Genomic DNA, 19,403 nt, shown 5'->3' on the forward strand with positions numbered 1-19,403 from the left:
TTCAATCCCATAGTTTTACTACTTGCTTTTGTATTGCTTTTTGAATTACAGGCAGTTTAACGGTTAACCCTGCAGGAAGAAGCTCGTACTCTGCAAGACCAGGATTAGCTTCCAATACAACCTCAACTGTGCCAGAGCTGAATCCATAGTGTCTCCAGCAAATAAAATCTAACATGTCATTTTCTTTAGTTTTGTAGTACATCATCATCAAATTGTATATCGTCAACGGGATTATTTAGTGATCCATCTAACAACACGTTATCGTAGTGTTTCAGGCTTAAATGAAACTCAATCTTCCTTGGTTCTCCATTTGGAAAAAAATATTTCTGTGTTTCTTCTATTTTTACGATAACAAAATGGCCTAAAATGTTACCCTGGCCATCAATAAGTAAAAGAGGTTTCGATGAATTTCGCATATTATTTATTTGCTTCAGCCCTCCTGAATAGATTACTCCTGCAAGCTCAACAATGTCATCTCCAGGACCAATACTTTGAAGCAATGGCTTTTCCCCAATAAGCTCAAGTGCAGGCCAGCGATATTCACTTCTACGTGTAAAACCTTGCTCAGTTAATGCAAATCTATATGGACCAAGAGATAACATAATTTAATTTATATCGTAAAGTGCGCCACTAAATTGTTCTCTAATTCGTTCCATTACTTCATCAGCAATGCTGCGTGCATTTTGCCCAGGGCTTGAATGAATATTGATACTAAATTGCATTTTGTTCTCTATAGTCTTATTTTGTGCTGTAATAGGGTGCTTAAGGGAATCACTGATAACGTTATTTACAGATCTAACTTCTAGTCTAGCCTCATTTTTTTTGCTCCACAGATTATTGATTGTTTTAAAAGGCTGAGTAATATTATTCCAAAATTTTCCTATCCAATCAGAAAAAGACTTCCATACAACTTTCACTGATTCCCAAATGGTAATAAAGAAGTCTTTTACTGCTTGCCACTTGATAATCATCAGAGTTGCAGCAACAGCAAAACCACCAATAACCAGTCCCATAGGGTTACTCATTAAGGCAATTGTCAATGCTTTAAATCCAGCAATTATTGCTGGAAAAACTGCAGAAAGACCTATTTTTACCAAAGTAATAACAGATCCAAACATTCTCCAAGTAGATAAAAGAGCGAATAAAGAACCTTTTACAAAAGTCCAAGCATAGCCAAGAGATATAGCTGCTATTTTAATGCTAATCAACGCTGTAGTAGTACTCATGATTACTGTAGTCAGTACTCTATACTCCTTGGCATAAAGTGCTACTTGTGTAGTTGCTGACCTCAGAAGATTAACAGTAAAATTTAAAGGTGGTAATAATACATAACCAAGATTCATTCCTACTTCTGCTATTGAATTCTTAAGTAGCTGAAGATTATTTGCTTTAGTATTTGCTCTATTTTCAAACTCTCTTTGCATTGAGCCATGATATTCTTCGTTTATTAATCGCAAAGATTTTCTATATTCATCTAGACTACCAGTAAGTAGCGCTATATCATCCTGATATTCAAGACCAAAGAGGTCAAAGAGAACGCTAGAACGTTCTTGCTTATCTAATTTTGCAACTGTTTCTAAAAACTTAAGTAATGTACCTTGTGCATTCTTACCGATTGCTTTCTCAAACTCCTGAGCATTTATTTTTAGCACTTGAAACGCTTTTTGAAAATTGCCACCTTGTTTACTCGCTGTTTGTAGTTTGCTAAGCATTGCATTAATCGCCGTACCTGCCTTTTCAGGAGCTTTACCAAGACTAATAAAGCTGCTTGCTAAAGCTCCTGCCTCCACTGCAGTTAAGCCAAATTGCCTTGCTGTACCACCAATTCTGTTTAGCGTTGGAACAATTTCTTTAGCTTTTGCTGCAGTATTATCAGAGATATGGTTTATCGCATCACCAATATTTGCCATTTCACCAATTTCAATTTGGTAAATATTAGAAAGCTTAGCAATAGCTTCTCCTGCTTCTTCTGCTGACATATCAAATGCAGTTGCCATTTTGGCCACAGTATCTGTAAAAATTGCAAGATCTTTAGCTGCAATACCAAGTTGACCACCACTTGCAGTAATTTGCGCAAGTTCTGCTGCAGATAGCGGAATTGTTCGTGACATTGCCTTTAATGTTTCCCCAAGCTTTGTTAAGCCATTTACATCTTTATCTTCAAATTTTACAACTTTTTTTACATCAGCCATAGCACTCTCAAAACTAATTGCAGCCTTAAGTGGTGCTGCAAGGGTGAGTCCAAGTGTTACAGCATCTATCATTTGAGCTTTGAAATTTACTCTTTGCGCCAGAACTCCTTTACGTTTTTGCATTACGGAATTTAAAGCCATATAGTTATTTTTAAGCTTTTCAATAGAAGAGCCAAGTTTAGCTTGATCTCCAATAAGAGATTTTATGTCTCTACCACTTTTACTGAACTCCGTGCGTAGTAGGCGAAGAGCACTTCTTTTTTGTAAATAAGCTGTTTTAGCTTTCAGTGCTGCAGTTTTAGACCTTGTAAACTCATTTTGCAGACTCTTACTCGGTTCTTCTGCGTTTTTTATCTGCTGAGCAAGAGATTTTGTTTTTATTTCGAGTTCATTCCAAGAACGCCGAGCAAGCAGAGCATCGTGGCTGAGCTCTTTAAACTTAGACACTGATTTACTTGATGATTCAAGTTGTTTTATCGTACTACCAATACGAGAAAGCTGCTTCGTACTACCTGCCATCGTACTATTAAAACTGCTTTGCAGTGTTGCTCCAATTACTATAGAAATTGCTTTCATTTGTATAACTTTTTGCTACTTTCAAACCACGTAATAAACTCTTCAATATCCATATCAAGCCACTGATTGATTCCACCACCAACCACTGAGCTAAGCGATAATACGCTCAGCCTCAAATCTTCTGCTGAGACAAAAAACCTTGTAATGCTCCTTGAATCTTACTGTAGTCTGCAAGATCAAGTTCTTCTACTGCTTCTCTTGAAATACTTGCAAGATTTGCAATTAGTGCTACTTCTTTCTCTGCATCGTTATTACTCATACGTTCAACAGCTAAACGATCTCGAACTTTTGGACGGCGTAGAGTTAGCTCTGAAACTAAAATTCCATCGATTTTTATTGGTTCAGTTAATTTAATTTTTTGCATTATTTTACCTCTTTATTTAAATTCCTAGAGCTATGCGCATAGAAGTCATTTGATCAACACCATCGATTTTGCGAATCATGTTTTCTGCATCAATTTCAATCAATTCTCTGCCATCAATGGTAAGCTTATAATAGTTGGCAGCAATTATACATTTTAGTGTTGCTTTTTCAGCAGCCTTCCAGTTACCAAAATCAAGTTCCTTAAAGAGCCCTCTTAAGTTAATTACTACTGATTCGGCATCACTACTTCCCTGCAAACCTCCTCTTAAAGTAAGAGAAACAGCATTATTGTTTATCAATCCGAAAAGTCTAAAGAGCTCAGAGTCATATTCAGAAAAAGTGAAATCTGCTTCAAGCTTTTCCATGCCCATATCAATATTTATTGGAATATCCATACCACCAGCTCTGTATTCTTCTGTTTTTATGGTAAGTTTTGGGTGTGGCGTAGGGACACAAAGAATGCTTAAAAAAATGAGCAAACTAAGTGCAAAGCTGCACAATAGATGAGGGTGGGCCCCTCGAAGTCGGTTTGCAAGAACAGGCTTCAAACAGCCATAAGCTGCTGTGGTAAAGAGCCGTGGTAGTGAGCGTTATGGAAAAGGTGCAATTATGCATCATGTGTAAAATAGAGAGGCGAATGAAAATGAACCACTGATGAAGTGTCGAAATTCCAAAGACGACGTCAAAACCATGGGCTCCTCAATCTCTTGGGATAAACCTATCAGGAACTTGTTTACTGGATAGGTGGCGTCCGGCATAGAGGTGGCGTGAATCTATTTTAGGCTATTGTGTGGAACTGCGGGAACCTGTCGTTTCGATGATAAGGGAGAAGTCCAAGGAGCTAAACTCTAAGGATGAGAGTACCGATGCGAAGAACAGGGGCGGATCAGCTCGTAGTAGTGAAGAAGTTTCTGTAATGGAAATGGAGCGAAGGGGCTGGGTTATTTAGTTTTAATTATTTATCAACCGAAAGGGGAGGAATTAATGAGTAAAACAAAGTCTTTTAACATACCGAAGCAGCTTATTTGGAGAGCTTATAAACAAGTATCGAAAAATAAAGGAGCTGCTGGTGTGGATGAGGTTTCGATAGCAAAGTTTGAGGAAAATCTAAAAGATAATCTCTACAAACTATGGAATCGGATGTCATCTAGAAGTTATTTTCCAGAGCCTGTAAAAGCTGTAGCAATACCGAAAGGTACTGGAGGAGGAAAAAGAATTTTAGGTGTTCCTTCAGTATTTGATAGGATAGGGCAAACGGCTGCTGCTATGTATCTGGAGCGGCTAGTAGAAACAAAATTCCATGAGGATTCATATGGTTATAGATTAAATAAATCTGCATTGGATGCGGTAGATACAGCGCGTAAAAGATGCTGGAGGTACAATTGGGCGATAGATCTTGATATATCAGGATTTTTCGACAATCTGGACCACGAGTTGGCATTGCAAGCTATCAAAAAGTACACAGACTGCAAATGGATCATACTGTATGCTGAAAGATGGATGAAAGCTCCAATTCAGCAAGCAGACGGTAGTAGGGTAGTGAGGGATAAAGGAGTTCGCAGGGAGGTTCACTTACCCCGCCAACAATGTTGCAAATTTTTCTTTTCTTCTCGATTATTTCCAGGAGAGTTTGGTAGCTCTTTTACACGAAATACCACATTTACGTCCTCAAGGTTAATTTCAATTCTCTTGACTAACGTTCTAATAATATCACGTTTAGTTAGCCAGTCTGCGTTATCAAGGTTTGATGTAATATTGGAAGAAAAGTCTTCTAAATTGGTTACAACCAAAGTTAATTCCTGTTTTAATTTCTTTTGATCGAATATCCTTTTCTTCTCCTCTTCAATTGTTTTTAAACTTTGTTTCATTGCTTTAATTCGTGGTTCAAATTCTTCTTGATTAATATATTCTTGAGCATAACTATCAATAAGTCTAGCAATACCACGTTTTAATTTATTTTCTTGTTTCTCTAGTAAATCGCTTTTTTGATCCCATGATGATTTTTTAAGCTCTGAAAGTCTACGCCTGTATTCTTCTAAAACCCTATTTGGATTTTTCAATAAATGCTTAACCTCTTCCCACACGGCTGTTTCTAATGCATCTGTACGAATGTGTTTATTATCACAAATTTTATTACCACCAAAACGGTAAGAATCTCTACCAATACAACGATAATAAGCATAATGATCAAATTTTTCTCCTCGCTTATTTCTTACAGGACTTCCGTAATATGCATAACGACAACGCTTACATACGATTAAACCTTGTAGTAAATGTTTTGCTCCTCTTTCTCTTGTCCTTGCTATTTTTCTATTCTCAGCTAATTGTTCTTGAACTATATCAAATACATCTTCGTCCACTATATTTGGCACTTTAACATAAATCCAATTTGCTTTTTCAACAGAATAGGTAGAGTAATTATCTTTCGGTTGTTCACAAGAATGTTTCTGTGGTCTGATATGTTGTAACTTTATACCTACTTTTGTTTTACCAAAAGCCGCTTGTCCTTTGTAAGCAGGATTTTTTAACATACCCCAAATCACACTTCTATCCCAGCACTTTTTTCCTGTTCGTGTTATAATAGACATAGTGTTTAGCCGACGACACACTTCCCCAATACTTGTCCTTTCTCTTCCTATCCACAAAAATACTTTCCTAACAACATTAGCTTCTTCTTCGTTTATTTCAAATAAAGCTTGTCCTCCTCCCATATATTTATCTATATAACGATAACCATAAGGAGCTCCTCCCATTACGCTTACACAACCTTTATTAGCTGCATAAATCTTTCCGCGACGACTTCGTTCCATAATTTTCGCTCGTTCATATTCTGCTATCATACCTTGCATTTGTAACAGCAATTGAGATTCTGGATTATCGTTAATCTCATAATTTAAGAAAACCGTTTCTGCTCCTGCTTTCTCAAATTCTTCAAGTAATACCATTTGATATGCATATTTTCTAGATAAGCGATCAGGTGAATGAATGTAAATTCTATCAATTTTACCTTCTGTTACTTTATCACGTAACTTTTCTAGATCAGGACGGACTAGATTAGATCCACTGTAGCCATTATCAATAAATTTATACTCACTTAATAATTTGTATCCATCCGTACTAATTTGCTTCTCTAAAGCTGCAACTTGACTTGCTATTGTATTTTCTTGTGCTTGTTTCCCCGAAGAAACTCTTGCATATAAACTCACTGTTACCATTTGATCCTCCTTGAATCCCATTTTTATGTTTTAAATTTTTTTGGCTTACTTGCTTTGACACGGCTTTTTCATAAGCATCTAACAAATACTTTTCTGCCAACCGGTTAGTTTCATAGCTACAGCTAATCCGTATAGCTAATCTCTTATTTCCCATGAACTTTCCTTGAAATAATATGTTCATATCATTCATTGAAACTGATGGTTAATTGATTGTTGGCACTATAAATAAATGGCACTCTTGTTTTTGGACATAGAAGTTTTCGAGAAATGCTTTTCTCTAATTTTACGTTTTTTGCAACATTGTTGGCGGGGTACCTGCAGCCATATGAACGAGCCATGAAATCAAAAAGTCACTTTTGCCGATTTTAGGTGGGCCACCCAGTACCAATAAGCCTCTTTTTGTTAAAATTCTTGGTGAGATTATATCCTCTGGTATTGGCGATCGATCGTCCAAGTATTCTTTCACACTGAAAAAAGGAATTTTTTGACCAATAGTTAAAAAGTTTTGTAGCATATAATAACCTCCTATATGTTGGGCGTGACAGGTTGAATTGCAAAAGCTTTAGTTTTAATTTTTGTAAGAAGTTTTCCTAGATGCGGTTCTTCAACCATATTAAGGCAACCACTTCGATCTTTAGCAGGATATCCCCAAGAATTAATCGTCTGACAGACAAATGAACGAACCTCTGTACCATCATCTTTCTTGATTCCAACCATACTGATTACCTCATCAACAATACCTGGAATTTCACTTGCAGTTTTAGCTCCTTCACATTGAGGTAGCCAAGTTGAGCGATTGAAATCATCGAGGTATTGTCCAAGAGTTCCAACTGTAATGATGTCTTTATTTGGAATATGTTGAAACTGATTGAGCCAAGCCATCATTTCTTGAGCAAGTAACCCGTAAGCAGCTCTAATATCTTGTTTTCCTGATCTTTCAGAAAAAGCTTCAGGTTGCATTTTTGACCATAAAAGACATAAACGCGAGGCTACTGTAATACTATCGATAAAAACACATCGATACTTGAGAAACTCCGAAGCAAGCTCTTTGTATTTACTGGATACATGCTCATAGTGTCTTTGGCTATATGCTGAGTCAGATTTTAACGCAGGATTAGGACCACCTATGAGACATGCAATATCTCTTGCCTCATTCCAAGTACGAATACTTACAGAATCCCCTTGCCAATCTTGAACAGCAAGTAAACCTGCCTCAAAATCAAGACAAAGTGTTGGTTCATTTATGGTCTTTAAGAGACTAGTTTTACCTATACCATAAGGACCAAAGATGACCATTTTTATACCTGTTTGAACTTTTAGCCGTTCATTGCTGTTCATTATTTTCATTTTTCTCCCAGTACCTAAATATATATGTACGATGACCTAGGCAATTCGTCCGCAATTTGCAAAAAAAAAATTTTGAGCAAATATAATCGAGAGCTTATAACTTCTCTAAAACTGAGAATTTATTGCGTATTCGTTCTAGTGTGCGATAGATAGTTGTCTTTGGTATTTTGGTTATTACAGAAACTTCAGTAATAGTAAATACCTTAAGTAATTGACATAAATTACTATCTTTTTCAGACAAAGTTGAAATTATATTATTTATATCAGTGCGAATTATCGCTTCGATTTCCGAGTTCCTATGATCTGGAATATCGTCGTTTATATCATCAAAAGTTATATTACGTTTTAGACATAACTGATTGCGTAACATATTGCGAGCACAATAATTAGCTAATCTAGCAACGAAAGTACTAAAACTACTTCTTTTCTCATCGTGCTGGTTAAGATATTGCCAAACCTGACAAAAAAGCTCTTGTTCTATATCTTCGAGACTTTCGTTAATAAAACAGCTTTTGGATTTAAGGCGCGAAGCTTGAAATCTCACATATTTAACAATTGTAGAATCGATTCCTTGATAAGAATTCTTCATAAAAACTCCAAAAGTTTCATGAATAGAGATTTTTACCAAGACTTTGTATGACTAATTTATTATAAAAAAGTAGTAATAATTTTTTTATCTAAAAGAATAAAATCTTTAAAAATTAAAATAAGATTTAAACGTTTTGATACACTACTGAAGCTACTTTTTCATAGGTAAAAAACTACCAATTTCGTACCTAATTTCTGAGTTACTAATTAGTATTTCAGAAAGCAGTAATCGTTAAGTTATTGATAATATTGTCTTTTTTATGTTCTATTCCTAAAAGCCGTTTCTAAAGTTAAGTGGCTAAAATCGGCCAGTAAAGAGGGTTTACGGATTACTGAAGTCTTATATATATTATATATATATTTAAATACAGGTAAAATATAATATATGATAATATAATAATATAAATATTGGCGTAATATAAGTTATGTAAAATAGTTATTAAGATAAGTAAAGATGAAAAAAACTCAAATGGCAGGATATGAAATTTTTTTTAATTTTTTTTTCAAAATTGCGGACGAATTTGCGAGTCATCGTACATATATATTATACAGGGCATTGAACTTTAATTACACAAAGGAGTTTTTGTACGTCAATCTTAACGCTAGATCTCGGCAAGCAAACCGGCTGGGCAATTCTTACAGATGGAGTAATTGAAAGTGGAAGCAAAAGCTTTCATGGTAGCCGTTTCAGTGGAGGTGGAATGTGTTTTTTAAGTTTTCACAATTGGCTTAATTCTTTGAAACATGAGTTCACTGCAGTGTATTTTGAGGAAGTAAGAAGACATCTAGGAACTGATGCAGCGCATTGCTATGGCGGTTTTCTCGCAGTTCTGTCTGCTTGGTGTGAAGAGAACAATATTCCCTACCAAGGTGTTAATGTTAAAACTATAAAACGCTTTATAACAGGCAAAGGCAATGCAAGTAAGAGTGAAGTTATTGAAGCGATACGTGAAAAAAGTTTTTCACCTAGAGATGATAATGAGGCCGATGCTTTGGCATTAATGTTCTATATTAGTAAAGATATTAATAAGACAAAAAACCCATAAAAAGTAGGTCCTTTCGGCCATAATGGCGGGTTTAGCGGGTTCGACCCCAGGCCTTCTCTAGCGTCAGAGATATTTTGAATATTAACTTTTTAATTATTAAGATATGAATTTAGCAATCCACTACTATCCTACTCGAAACCTAGTTGAATATGAGCGTAACCCACGTAAAAATGACGATGTGGTCAACAGAATGTGTGCTTCTATTCGAGAATTTGGCTTTCGTATACCAATAGTTGCAAAAAGTGATGGCACTGTGGTTGATGGTCATTTAAGACTTAAAGCAGCAAGAAAACTTGGTATGGAAAGTATACCAGTGGTCTTAAGTGATAATTTAAATGAACCACAAACTAAAGCTTTTCGATTACTGGCAAATCAATCAGCTAATTGGGCAAAGTGGGATGATGAGCTTTTGAAAGTAGAAATTCAAGAGTTAGAAGATTTACAGTTTGATCTTAAAATGACTGGATTTGAATTAGAAAAAGTTCAACATTTCCTTGATGATTTAGATAGTGAAAAAGAAGATTTTTCTGACTTGGTTGGTGATGACAAAAAGGTAGAAATAACAAAACTAGGTGATCTATGGATTTTAGGTGATCATCGAATCTATTGTGGTGATAGCTCTGTAGTTGAATCATATAAAGCGCTGTTAGATGATAAAATGGCAGACATTACTGTTTGTGATCCTCCATATAATGTTGATTATGGTAGCAGTCAAGAAAGAGAGGATAAAAAGATACTAAACGATAATCAAGGTGAAAAGTATGAGCTTTTTCTCTATGATATTTGTACTCATATTTTAGCATATACTAAAGGTGCAATTTACATCTGTGCATCATCATCAGAGTTTTCAACGTTGCAAAAAGCATTTGAGGAAGCGGGAGGAAAATGGTCAACTTTTATCATTTGGGCGAAGAATCACTTTACGCTAGGAAGATCAGATTATCAAAGACAATACGAAGCAATGCTTTATGGATGGAAAAGCGGCAATAAACGTGAGTGGCATGGCGGTAGAAATCAAAGTGATCTGTGGTTTTATGATAAGCCAATACATAACTCACTGCACCCAACAATGAAGCCAGTAGAGCTAATGGAGAGAGCAATAGTAAACAGCAGCAGATCAGGAGACATAGTACTTGATCCATTTAGCGGTTCTGGAAGTACACTGATTGCATGTGAGAGAACAGGAAGAATTTGTAGGACAATAGAGCTAGATTCAAAATTTGTAGATGTAACCATAAAACGTTGGCAAGTGTACACAGGTAGGGAAGCAATTCTTTCTGGTGCTGGTAAAACTTTTTCAGAGATTCAAGAAGAAAAACAGTAAGAAAAAAGTAAAAAAGATAACGCAAACAGAAATTTAGTAAGCCTTGGTAGTTGTAATATTAATTTACTGGTATATACCGTATTTTAATGAGTTTAGCGTAACAAATAACTTTGGATTAAATGTGGTGTACTCAATGAATCAAGAAAAGACGTCAGCTGGAGTAGTAACGTCGCAAACAAATAATGAAGCATCGTTTTCTGAAGAAGTAGAAAATAATGTTTCAAATTCTACACTATCTGTTAAGGAGAGAATTGAATTGTTTGAAAAAGGTACGAAGCAAGAACCTGACCTGAACACTGAATGCAAACTAGCTTCTTTAAATGTGATTAGCAATAGTAGCGATAGCAGTATTACAGCAAAAATAGACGAAGCAGGTGCTGATTTTTCAGTGAGTTGTTCTTCTTTAGTATTTGATGATGGTAAAGACATAGAGGACGAATTTAATGCAGTTTGTGAGGCAAATGGAATAGAATATAACCGTCCGTATTCTCTTGATCAGCTTGAGGCAGCATCCAACACATCTTCCAACCCCAAAATAGACAATACAAAAGAAATGCAAAAAGAGGAAGAGGATAAAGAATTAGGAGATAAACCAAAGCCGTTACCTAGGAATGGAATGTTGGAGAAGGACAATATTAGAAATGTAGCTCCACCTTCACCTAGAACAGCAGAAAATCATCGGTTGAGTATTATTCAGGATATTGCACCACCAAAGCTACCACATTCTTCTTTCCAATTAAATGGAGAAAAATGTGATGAGCAAGAAGCTATAGGAGAACCTATGTATGCAACTATAGACAAAAATAAAAAATTCTCGAAAAGAGGTTTAGATGGTGAAATAAACGATCAAAGTCCGGAGATGGAAAAGTCAAATTCTGAAGAAACATCAATTAAGAAAGGATCAATTGATGAACCTGTAGATCTGAATACAAAATTTTTAAAAAAGAGTTTGGAAGGAAGTGATAGTGAAATAGACAATAGAAGTGCAGAGATGACAAGATCAAATTCTCAAGTAACAGAAATGAGTGAGTCTTGTGGCAATCAAGGATGGGAGAATATGTCATTAAATCATGATAGTCCAGTTACACTTTCAACTAGCTCATCAGAAAAAAGTAATAATGAAGAAACCCCGTTAATTAAAAAAGAAAAGAAAACAAATAGAATTTTGCCAAGAGTAAAATATGCAGTGCAGCAGAAGGAATTTATAATTTTCGGTATAGCTGCTGTTGCACTTAGCGCTTCTGCAGCTTTGGTATATCTACAGGATAAAGGACAATTTATTGCATTTTTTGCAAACAGTACCATCTATGTGACTATACCAATTCTAGCTGTTGCATTATTGGTTGCAATTAGTCCGATATTTTGTGGAATAAAGCAATTTAGAGATACTGAAGAGTGTCAATAGGAGGAAAGAATGCGAATGAAACTTTGAATCAGGTGCTAAAGTATCAACCAAAAGATAAAGTAATAAAATCATTCAAACTTGAATACAGCAATGGTACTCATTCACATTTTACACTTAACGCTTGGAAGGGTAAGAACAACTTCATTAATATTGACGACAAAGTCATTAGTAGAAGAAATAAAGTAGAATCAGTAATCAAAGATAGGCCATTATTTACAGCATTATTAAGCAGTTTGGTTGCTGCAAATATAGTATGGCCTTTATTACTGTATGTAGAAGGTGGTATTAATAGTGTACAGAAGTTTTACCAGAACGCTTTGATTAATAACGTAGGGTTATCACTACTTATAGGCTCGAGTATACTTGCACTATCAGTGATATTCCTTGGAGTACATTACTACAGAAAAACAAATTGCACAAATCTTGTATATTGTGAGGAAAGAATTGAACCAGAAAAAGTTAATGGAAAGTTCATTGAGGAAATAAAGGAAGCAAGGACAAAAGTGCTTGAAGAAAACCATAGTAAAGATGCCAAATGCAGCAGTTTAACGCTAGAGCAAGTAGTGGTTGAATCTCATAACTACAAAGATGCAATTTATAGTATTAGTTGAAAATAGCCAAATTTCACTATGTAAAAAGAAAGCAGCTATAAACCGGAGTATTTTGCTTTGTGTTAGTAAAATATCTCTAAAATATTGGCAAGTATAAACAGGTAGGGAATTGCTGATACTGGCAAAACCTTTTCAGAGACTCAAAAAGAAAACTCGTAAAAAACAGGCAAAAAAAAAGTGAAAATCACGCAAACAGAATGGGCAAGAGAGATAGGAGTATCAAAGCAATACGTCTGTTATTTAGTAAAAAAAGGAATAGTTGAGTTGGAGGATGGTTTGATCGACCGAGAACAAGCAAATGAAGCAGTAGCGGCAATAAGAGATCCAAGTCAGCCACTTAGGAGGAAAAATCCAGAAAACGAAAATACAAGTAACCTTTCCACGATGTTGCTAAAAACTAGAATAAAAAATGAAATGGAACGAGGTAAACTGCTTGAGGCAAAGGCAAAAGCTGAGATTGGTGAACTTGTAGCAGTAGAAGAAGTAAAGCGCGATGCGTTTAATGTAGCAAGAGTTGTCCGTAATAATTTGCTTAATATTCCCAATAGAGTTTCAGCACTGCTTGCATCACTGAGTGACACTAAAAAGATTCATATGGCGCTAACCGAAGAGATTACAAACTCATTACAAGAATTATCTAATACTAAATTTCAAATATAAGAAAGATTTTGAATATAAAATGGCTAATAACTTAAGTTTGGAGTTAATAAAGTGTCTCATTAATCAACCTGGATTAGATGTTAATGTCAGAGGATTAAATGGAAAGACACCACTACATTGTGCTATAGAATTTGATGAATTAAGCATGGTGGATTTGTTACTCACGAAGAAGAATATTAATCCTTTTGTGGAGGATAATGAAGGTAAAACATCTCTTGATTACGCCAAAGAAGGGAAAAAAGCAGAAATATTACAAGCGCTAATTAATAACAAGTACGGGTCAGAACAAGATAGCTTACTTCATTTGGCTGCAATGATAGGTGAAGTTAATGCAGTTAGATATTTGATAGGAAAAGGTATTGACGTTAATGTACGAAATGCTTTGCACCATACGCCATTACATCTAGCAGCAGGCATGGGACATGCAGAAGTTGTAAAGATTTTGATAAGAGAAGGAAAAGCTGAAATCGAGGTTTTTGATGCACGAAATCAGACACCGATGCACTATGCAGTTAACAACAAAAAATTGGAGATAGTAAAGTTATTACTGGAGCTAGGAGCAGATGTAAATAGCGCACGTGTAGGACAAAACTCGATGAAATTATCACCTGTTCATATAGCTGTAAGTAATACTAATTACGATGAAAGAGACTTATGTCTTGATATCCTCAAATGCTTAATAAAGGAGCCTAATGCTCAAGTAAATTTGCAGGACTACGAAAATAAAACACCACTACATTATGCTGAAAGACTGAAAACAATAGAAGTTTTACTAACGCGAGAAGATATAGACCCTCTGGTAAAAGACGATAGCGGCAAGACACCATTTGATTACGCTAAACCTGAGATAAAGAAGGCTTTGATGAGTAATAAATACGGTTCTGAAAAGAATAGTCTACTCCATTTAGCTGCACAAAGAGGAGAAATTGAGATTGTAGAATCTATTTTAAAGGAAGAAATCGATATTGATATTGTAAATAATAAAGGTCTATCACCGATTTACCTTGCTGCAGAAAAAGGACATTTACATGTAGTAAAATTACTACTGAAAAAAGGAGCAAACTATACACCTGTTTTGCACTTAGCAATCAAATCAAATAATTTGGAGTTACTTAAAGTTTTATTTACTGAAAAAATGGGTCATTGCTCTGCAGAGATACCGTTGTTAATTTTCCAACCCTTCATAATAAATATATAGCACAGAGAGAAATAGCAGATAAAAGGATGAAAAAACATAATAATATTATCTGCATCTGTATTACAGTTAGCGCAGTAGTAATGGCAGCATATATAGGTTTAACAGCAGCAACAATAAGCAGTGCAATCATTTTTGCAACAATAACAGGGATATTTGCTCTTGTTATAGCAATAATGATAAGTGAGATGAGCAAAAGATATATAGAAAACGAATTTCAGAAAAAGATGCTTATGGAGATGGAGGAGTGTAGTTCTATTGTTAATGATGTCGAGATAGAACCAATTATGAGTAGATGCAGACAATGATATACGCTAGAGCTTTTTCTGAAGGTTTAAGACCAGATCCCCAGCTTAAAGTATCAGAGTGGGCAAATGAGTATCGAGTTCTAGCGCCAACTGCAGCATCAGAACCAGGTAAATGGAGAACGGAAAGAACTCCTTATTTAAAAGAAATCATGGATTCACTATCTCCATCTTCTCCAGCGGAGAAAATAGTATTCATGAAAGGAGCGCAGATTGGGGGAACAGAAGCTGGTAATAACTGGATTGGCTATATCATCGATCAGACACCAGGTCCAATGCTAGTAGTACAGCCAACAGTTAAAATGGGAAAGCGTTGGTCAAAAGGAAGATTTGCGCCACTGATTGAAAGTACACCATGTTCAAAAAGTAAAGTAAAAGACCCAAGATCAAGAGATTCAGGGAATACTGTACAAAGCAGGGAATTTCCAGGTGGAATAGTAGTAATAACCGGAGCAAATAGCAGTGTAGGTCTCAGGTCCATGCCAGTAAAATATCTCTTTCTTGATGAAATAGATGCCTATCCAGGAGATTCAGGTGGTGAAGGAGATCCAGTGCTGCTCAGTATTGCTCGAACTAATACATTTGCACGACGAAAGATTTTTTTAGTATCAACACCAACGATTCATGGAATAAGCAGAATTGAGAAAGAATTTGAAGCAACAGACAAGAGATGTTTTTTTGTACCATGTCCATATTGTAATTACTATCAAGTTCTAAAATGGTCACAAATAAAATGGGAAAATAACGACTCAAGAACAGCACATTATGTCTGCACTGAATGTAGCGGCAAAATAGAAAATCATCAAAAGACAGAGATGCTTGAAAGTGGAGAATGGAGACCTACTAATAGAGTAAAAGGTGAGAAAAAAGGATTTCATCTTTCAAGTCTTTATAGTCCAGTAGGCTGGTATAGCTGGACTCAAGCAGTAGAAGATTTTCTGCATGCAAAAGAAAGTGAGCAATTACTAAAAGTTTGGATAAATACCACTTTAGGAGAAACTTGGGTAGACAAAGGAGAAGTACCAGATTGGAAGCAATTATTTAATAGAAGAGAATCTTTTCCGATAGGTACAGTACCAAGGGGCGAAGTGGTACTTACTGCAGGAGTAGATGTCCAAAAAGATCGTCTAGAGGTGGAAGTTGTAGCATGGGGAAAAAGTCGTGAAAGTTGGTCAATAGACTACCGAGTATTTGAAGGTGATACTGGAGGAGGAGAAGTATGGGGAAAACTTTCAGAGTTACTCAACCATCATTTTATCGGTGAAAATGGGCTTGAATACATGATAAGCATGATGGCAGTTGATGCGGGATATGCAACACAAGAAGTATACAATTGGGTAAGAGGTCATCAAGGCTGTGGAAGAGTAATGGCAGTGAAAGGTGTAAATAAAGCGCTAGTGCCGCTGAGTAGCCCAAGTAGAGTTGATATAACAGTTGGTGGTCAAAAGCTAAAGAGAGGAATAAAGCTATGGCCAGTAGGAGTATCGATATTAAAGTCAGAACTTTTTCAATTACTTAATGTTTTAAAGGACGGTGAAGAAGCTCCAGCAGGATACTGTCATTTTCCCGAGTATGCGCCTGAATATTTTAAGCAGTTAACGGCAGAGCAATTAGTCAGCAAGGTAGTGAAAGGATACACCAAACAAGAGTGGCAGAAGGTAAGAGAAAGAAATGAAGTACTGGATTGCCGAATTTATGCGAGAGCAGCATCTATTGCGCTTGGAATTGATCGTTGGCCAGAGAGTAAATGGAATAGTTTGAGTGGAAAAATGGAAAGCAAAAAGCCTAAAAAAGTAAGACAGAGTAAGTGGCTTGGTAATCAAAATGTACAGTGAAGGATTTTAACTCAAGTTGAGAAAGCAATTCAAAAACTGCAAAGCGGAGAAAGAGTTGTCTCAATTGCATATGGTGACCATGTTGTGCGGTACGGGGAAGTTCAAATAAAGGATTTATTGGAGCTCAGGCAACGAATAAAAGCGGGGTTAAAAGTTGCAGGCATGAGGCAAAAGAGGAAAATTGTTTTTTCAACGAGTAAAGGAATTTTATAAATGCTGCTAAAAACCTTCAAGCAATTATTTAACAAACAAAAGATAAAAAGCTCAGCCTGGGACGCTGCAGGGTCAGGAAGAAGGGTAGTGTATTGGCAACCGGAGAAAAGTAGTATAAACAGCTTACTCTCTCAAAGCCTTGAGCACTTACGTAGTCGATCACGTGATATGGTGAGAAAAAATCCATATGCAGCAAATATAATTGATACAATAGTAAGTAACTCTATTGGAACAGGAATAAAACCACAATCAAAAGCAAGAGATGGAGAATTTCGAAAGAAGGTGCAAGAATTATGGCTAAGATGGACAGATGAAGCAGACAGTAGTGGAGTAAGTGATTTTTATGGATTACAAGCTCTAGTATGCAGAAGTATGATAGAGGGAGGAGAATGTTTTGTACGTTTAAGAACGAGAAAGCTGGAAGATAGATTTTCTGTGCCATTACAACTGCAAGTACTTGAGTCTGAACATTTAGACAATAAAACAAATCAAACTTTAGCAAATGGTAATGTAATAAGAAACGGGATTGAATTTAACAGGCTTGGTCAAAGAGAGGCATATTACTTATTTAGAGAACATCCAGGAGAAAGCTCGTTTGGTGAATCAGTGAGAGTGCCAGCAAATGATGTTTTACATATCTATAGACCATTAAGACCTGGGCAAATTAGAGGAGAGCCATGGCTTTCGAGTATACTGCTAAAGCTCTATGAACTTGATCAATATGATGATGCAGAATTAGTACGAAAAAAGACTGCAGCAATGTTTGCGGGATTTATTACGAGACTCGATCCTGAAGCAAATATTTTAGGAGAAGGTGAAAGTAATGAGCAAGGAGTAGCACTGTCTGGATTGGAACCTGGAACAATGCAGCTTTTAGACCCAGGAGAAGAGATAAAATTTTCAGAGCCGTCAGATGTTGGAGGAAGTTATGAAGCATTCATGAGACAGCAACTGAGGGCAATAGCAATAGGTACAGGAATAACATATGAGCAGCTAACAGGAGATTTAACCGGTGTTAATTACTCATCAATCAGAGCTGGATTAATAGAGTTTCGTCGTCGATGCGCTATGCTGCAACACAACATTATAGTATTTCAATTTTGCAGACCAGTATGGAGTAGATGGCTAGAGTTAGCAGTACTTTCTGGAGAACTGAGTACAGATGAAAAAGTAGTGAAAGAAGAAGTAGAATGGATACCACAGGGATTTGATTGGGTGGATCCACTGAAAGACCAGCAATCGCAGCAAATGGCAGTAAGGAATGGATTTAAGAGTCGATCGGAAGTAGTATCAGAAATGGGTTACGATGTAGAAGAAATTGACCAAGAAATAGCAGAAGATCAAAAGCGTGCTGATTCTCTCAACCTTTTCTTTGATTCTGATGTCAGGACACAAACAAAATAAGTCTCGTTTACTTTATGGAAATTTTACAAACCAACTGGCTATGTAGGCCGATGATGATAGAGCAAAAAAGCTTTGACCTGTTGTCACTATATAACGGAAAACAACCTATCTTGAAAAATATAAAACATGCAGTAAATCAGAATATAGAAAAAACAGCAGTAATAGCAATACATGGAATTTTGACCAAAAAACCAGGGGCTTTTGACGATTTTCTGGGAATGACATCATATGAGAAAATTCAAGAAGAAATAGAAGAAGCATTATCAAACAAAGATATAGAAACTATTCTGCTTGATATAGATAGTCCAGGAGGAGAAGTAAACGGTATATTTGACCTAGCTGATTTTATTTATGAATCAAGAGCAAAAAAGAGGATAATAGCAATAGCAAATGATGATGCATATTCTGCTGCATACGCTATAGCCTCTAGCGCTGAAAAGGTATTTGTGAGTAGAACTTCAGGAGTAGGAAGTATTGGAGTAATAGCAAGTCACATAGATCAAAGTAGGTTTGATGAAAGGCAAGGTATTAAGTATACCACAATCTTTGCTGGTAGTCGAAAGAATGATTTAAACCCGCATGAGCCAATGACGTCTGAAAGTTTAGAAAGCTTACAAAAAGAAGTAGGCCGACTATATGAAATGTTTTTACAGCTAATAGCAAGGAACAGAGGTCTTTCAATTGAAAAGATTCGATCAACGGAAGCAGGGCTTTACTTTGGTGAAAATGCAGTAGAAATAGGTCTTGCAGATGGAGTTACAACATTTTTTGAATTTATCAATAATCATAAAAGTAGGAGTGTTAGTATGACAACTAATGAGTTAACTGATGAAGGCTACGAAAACTGTCGTAGAGAAATTTTAGAGATAATAAGATTATGTAATGTATCAAAGATGCCAGAAAAGATAGGAGAATTTATTGAGCAAAGCGTAAGTGTTGAGCAAGCAAGGGAAGTTTTAATGGAGTTACTTGCAGAGCGAACAGCAAAAGCTGAGATTTTCAGCGCTTTACCACAAAATTCATCAGAAGATTTGATGATACAAGTAGCTAAAGCTCGAGCGCAATCAAGTATTTAAGTTTTCTTATAACCGCCGCGTACAACAACTACAAACATGGCGGTAAAC

Annotated in this window: 16 protein-coding genes and 4 pseudogenes; 11 read left to right on the forward strand and 9 right to left on the reverse strand. The window is 36.0% G+C overall.

The window, feature by feature from the left end:
- Window position 1: 1 nt before the first annotated feature.
- From OPR44_RS06295 to OPR44_RS06315, 5 genes and pseudogenes are all read right to left on the reverse strand, one after another.
- Window positions 2-208: a tail protein X gene (locus OPR44_RS06295; RefSeq protein ID WP_405197547.1), complete on the reverse strand. Its 207-nt coding sequence runs from the start codon at window positions 206-208 to the stop codon at window positions 2-4.
- A complete protein-coding gene (locus tag OPR44_RS06300) occupies window positions 186-602 on the reverse strand; it encodes a phage tail protein (RefSeq protein WP_265014727.1) in 417 nt (138 codons plus the stop codon). Before OPR44_RS06300 ends, OPR44_RS06295 begins: the two co-directional genes overlap by 23 nt.
- 3 nt (window positions 603-605) lie before the next feature.
- Window positions 606-2,768, reverse strand: a complete 2,163-nt coding sequence (locus OPR44_RS06305; protein WP_265014728.1) for a phage tail tape measure protein — start codon at window positions 2,766-2,768, stop codon at window positions 606-608.
- Window positions 2,769-2,880: 112 nt separating this feature from the next.
- Entirely contained in the window at window positions 2,881-3,132 is a 252-nt protein-coding gene (locus OPR44_RS06310) for a phage tail assembly protein (protein ID WP_265014729.1), read from the reverse strand.
- A 16-nt stretch (window positions 3,133-3,148) separates the two neighbouring features.
- Window positions 3,149-3,568, reverse strand: a pseudogene (locus OPR44_RS06315) (phage major tail tube protein); the annotation flags it as partial.
- A 703-nt stretch (window positions 3,569-4,271) separates the two neighbouring features.
- Here OPR44_RS06315 and OPR44_RS06320 point away from each other — a divergent pair.
- A pseudogene (locus OPR44_RS06320) lies at window positions 4,272-4,559 on the forward strand (reverse transcriptase domain-containing protein); the annotation flags it as partial.
- A gap of 140 nt (window positions 4,560-4,699) precedes the next feature.
- Here the strand turns inward: OPR44_RS06320 and OPR44_RS06325 are convergent.
- The 4 genes and pseudogenes from OPR44_RS06325 to OPR44_RS06340 all read right to left on the reverse strand — a co-directional run bounded on the left by OPR44_RS06325 (window position 4,700) and on the right by OPR44_RS06340 (window position 8,282).
- Window positions 4,700-6,367, reverse strand: coding sequence for a recombinase family protein (locus OPR44_RS06325; protein ID WP_265014731.1), 1,668 nt, complete (start codon window positions 6,365-6,367; stop codon window positions 4,700-4,702).
- 292 nt (window positions 6,368-6,659) lie between these two features.
- Window positions 6,660-6,860, reverse strand: a pseudogene (locus OPR44_RS06330) (AAA family ATPase); the annotation flags it as partial.
- An 11-nt stretch (window positions 6,861-6,871) separates the two neighbouring features.
- Window positions 6,872-7,693: an ATP-binding protein gene (locus tag OPR44_RS06335; protein ID WP_265014733.1), complete on the reverse strand. Its 822-nt coding sequence runs from the start codon at window positions 7,691-7,693 to the stop codon at window positions 6,872-6,874.
- A gap of 94 nt (window positions 7,694-7,787) precedes the next feature.
- Window positions 7,788-8,282: a sigma-70 family RNA polymerase sigma factor gene (locus OPR44_RS06340; protein ID WP_265014734.1), complete on the reverse strand. Its 495-nt coding sequence runs from the start codon at window positions 8,280-8,282 to the stop codon at window positions 7,788-7,790.
- Window positions 8,283-8,874: 592 nt separating this feature from the next.
- On the opposite strand from OPR44_RS06340, the gene OPR44_RS06345 reads away from it, so the two are divergent.
- From OPR44_RS06345 to OPR44_RS06390, 10 genes and pseudogenes are all read left to right on the forward strand, one after another.
- Window positions 8,875-9,327, forward strand: a complete 453-nt coding sequence (locus OPR44_RS06345; protein ID WP_226079873.1) for a crossover junction endodeoxyribonuclease RuvC — start codon at window positions 8,875-8,877, stop codon at window positions 9,325-9,327.
- A gap of 103 nt (window positions 9,328-9,430) precedes the next feature.
- Window positions 9,431-10,651: a DNA modification methylase gene (locus tag OPR44_RS06350; RefSeq protein WP_265014735.1), complete on the forward strand. Its 1,221-nt coding sequence runs from the start codon at window positions 9,431-9,433 to the stop codon at window positions 10,649-10,651.
- Between the two features lie 133 nt (window positions 10,652-10,784).
- Window positions 10,785-12,056, forward strand: coding sequence for a hypothetical protein (locus tag OPR44_RS06355; RefSeq protein WP_265014736.1), 1,272 nt, complete (start codon window positions 10,785-10,787; stop codon window positions 12,054-12,056).
- Window positions 12,047-12,667 (forward strand): hypothetical protein, encoded by a 621-nt coding sequence (locus OPR44_RS06360; RefSeq protein ID WP_265014737.1) that lies wholly within the window; start codon window positions 12,047-12,049, stop codon window positions 12,665-12,667. The genes OPR44_RS06355 and OPR44_RS06360 overlap by 10 nt, the downstream gene beginning before the upstream one ends.
- Window positions 12,668-12,844: 177 nt before the next feature.
- Window positions 12,845-13,327: a hypothetical protein gene (locus OPR44_RS06365; protein WP_265014738.1), complete on the forward strand. Its 483-nt coding sequence runs from the start codon at window positions 12,845-12,847 to the stop codon at window positions 13,325-13,327.
- Window positions 13,328-13,346: 19 nt separating this feature from the next.
- Window positions 13,347-14,830, forward strand: a pseudogene (locus OPR44_RS06370) (ankyrin repeat domain-containing protein).
- Window positions 14,827-16,662: a phage terminase large subunit family protein gene (locus OPR44_RS06375; protein ID WP_265015458.1), complete on the forward strand. Its 1,836-nt coding sequence runs from the start codon at window positions 14,827-14,829 to the stop codon at window positions 16,660-16,662. Before OPR44_RS06370 ends, OPR44_RS06375 begins: the two are co-directional and overlap by 4 nt.
- 3 nt (window positions 16,663-16,665) lie before the next feature.
- The gene (locus OPR44_RS06380) at window positions 16,666-16,875 is read left to right on the forward strand and encodes a gpW family head-tail joining protein (RefSeq protein WP_265015459.1); all 210 of its coding nucleotides are present in this window, start codon (window positions 16,666-16,668) and stop codon (window positions 16,873-16,875) included.
- On the forward strand, window positions 16,876-18,279 hold the full coding sequence (locus OPR44_RS06385; protein WP_265014739.1) for a phage portal protein: 1,404 nt from the start codon (window positions 16,876-16,878) through the stop codon (window positions 18,277-18,279).
- Window positions 18,280-18,293: 14 nt separating this feature from the next.
- Window positions 18,294-19,355: a S49 family peptidase gene (locus OPR44_RS06390; protein ID WP_265014740.1), complete on the forward strand. Its 1,062-nt coding sequence runs from the start codon at window positions 18,294-18,296 to the stop codon at window positions 19,353-19,355.
- Window positions 19,356-19,403 lie beyond the last annotated feature (48 nt).

The organism is Wolbachia endosymbiont (group B) of Camptogramma bilineatum, from assembly GCF_947251825.1.
Taxonomy (GTDB): Bacteria; Pseudomonadota; Alphaproteobacteria; order Rickettsiales; family Anaplasmataceae; genus Wolbachia.

Excerpts from the sequence above, each read along its gene's own strand:
- OPR44_RS06390 (WP_265014740.1), top strand. The coding sequence starts at position 18,294 with ATGGAAATTTTACAAACCAACTGGCTATGTAGGCCGATGATGATAGAG.
- OPR44_RS06300 (WP_265014727.1), bottom strand. The coding sequence starts at position 602 with ATGTTATCTCTTGGTCCATATAGATTTGCATTAACTGAGCAAGGTTTT.
- OPR44_RS06335 (WP_265014733.1), bottom strand. The coding sequence starts at position 7,693 with ATGAAAATAATGAACAGCAATGAACGGCTAAAAGTTCAAACAGGTATA.
- OPR44_RS06350 (WP_265014735.1), top strand. The coding sequence starts at position 9,431 with ATGAATTTAGCAATCCACTACTATCCTACTCGAAACCTAGTTGAATAT.
- OPR44_RS06310 (WP_265014729.1), bottom strand. The coding sequence starts at position 3,132 with ATGCAAAAAATTAAATTAACTGAACCAATAAAAATCGATGGAATTTTA.
- OPR44_RS06340 (WP_265014734.1), bottom strand. The coding sequence starts at position 8,282 with ATGAAGAATTCTTATCAAGGAATCGATTCTACAATTGTTAAATATGTG.
- OPR44_RS06305 (WP_265014728.1), bottom strand. The coding sequence starts at position 2,768 with ATGAAAGCAATTTCTATAGTAATTGGAGCAACACTGCAAAGCAGTTTT.
- OPR44_RS06355 (WP_265014736.1), top strand. The coding sequence starts at position 10,785 with ATGAATCAAGAAAAGACGTCAGCTGGAGTAGTAACGTCGCAAACAAAT.
- OPR44_RS06295 (WP_405197547.1), bottom strand. The coding sequence starts at position 208 with ATGATGATGTACTACAAAACTAAAGAAAATGACATGTTAGATTTTATT.
- OPR44_RS06375 (WP_265015458.1), top strand. The coding sequence starts at position 14,827 with ATGATATACGCTAGAGCTTTTTCTGAAGGTTTAAGACCAGATCCCCAG.
- OPR44_RS06325 (WP_265014731.1), bottom strand. The coding sequence starts at position 6,367 with ATGGGATTCAAGGAGGATCAAATGGTAACAGTGAGTTTATATGCAAGA.
- OPR44_RS06385 (WP_265014739.1), top strand. The coding sequence starts at position 16,876 with ATGCTGCTAAAAACCTTCAAGCAATTATTTAACAAACAAAAGATAAAA.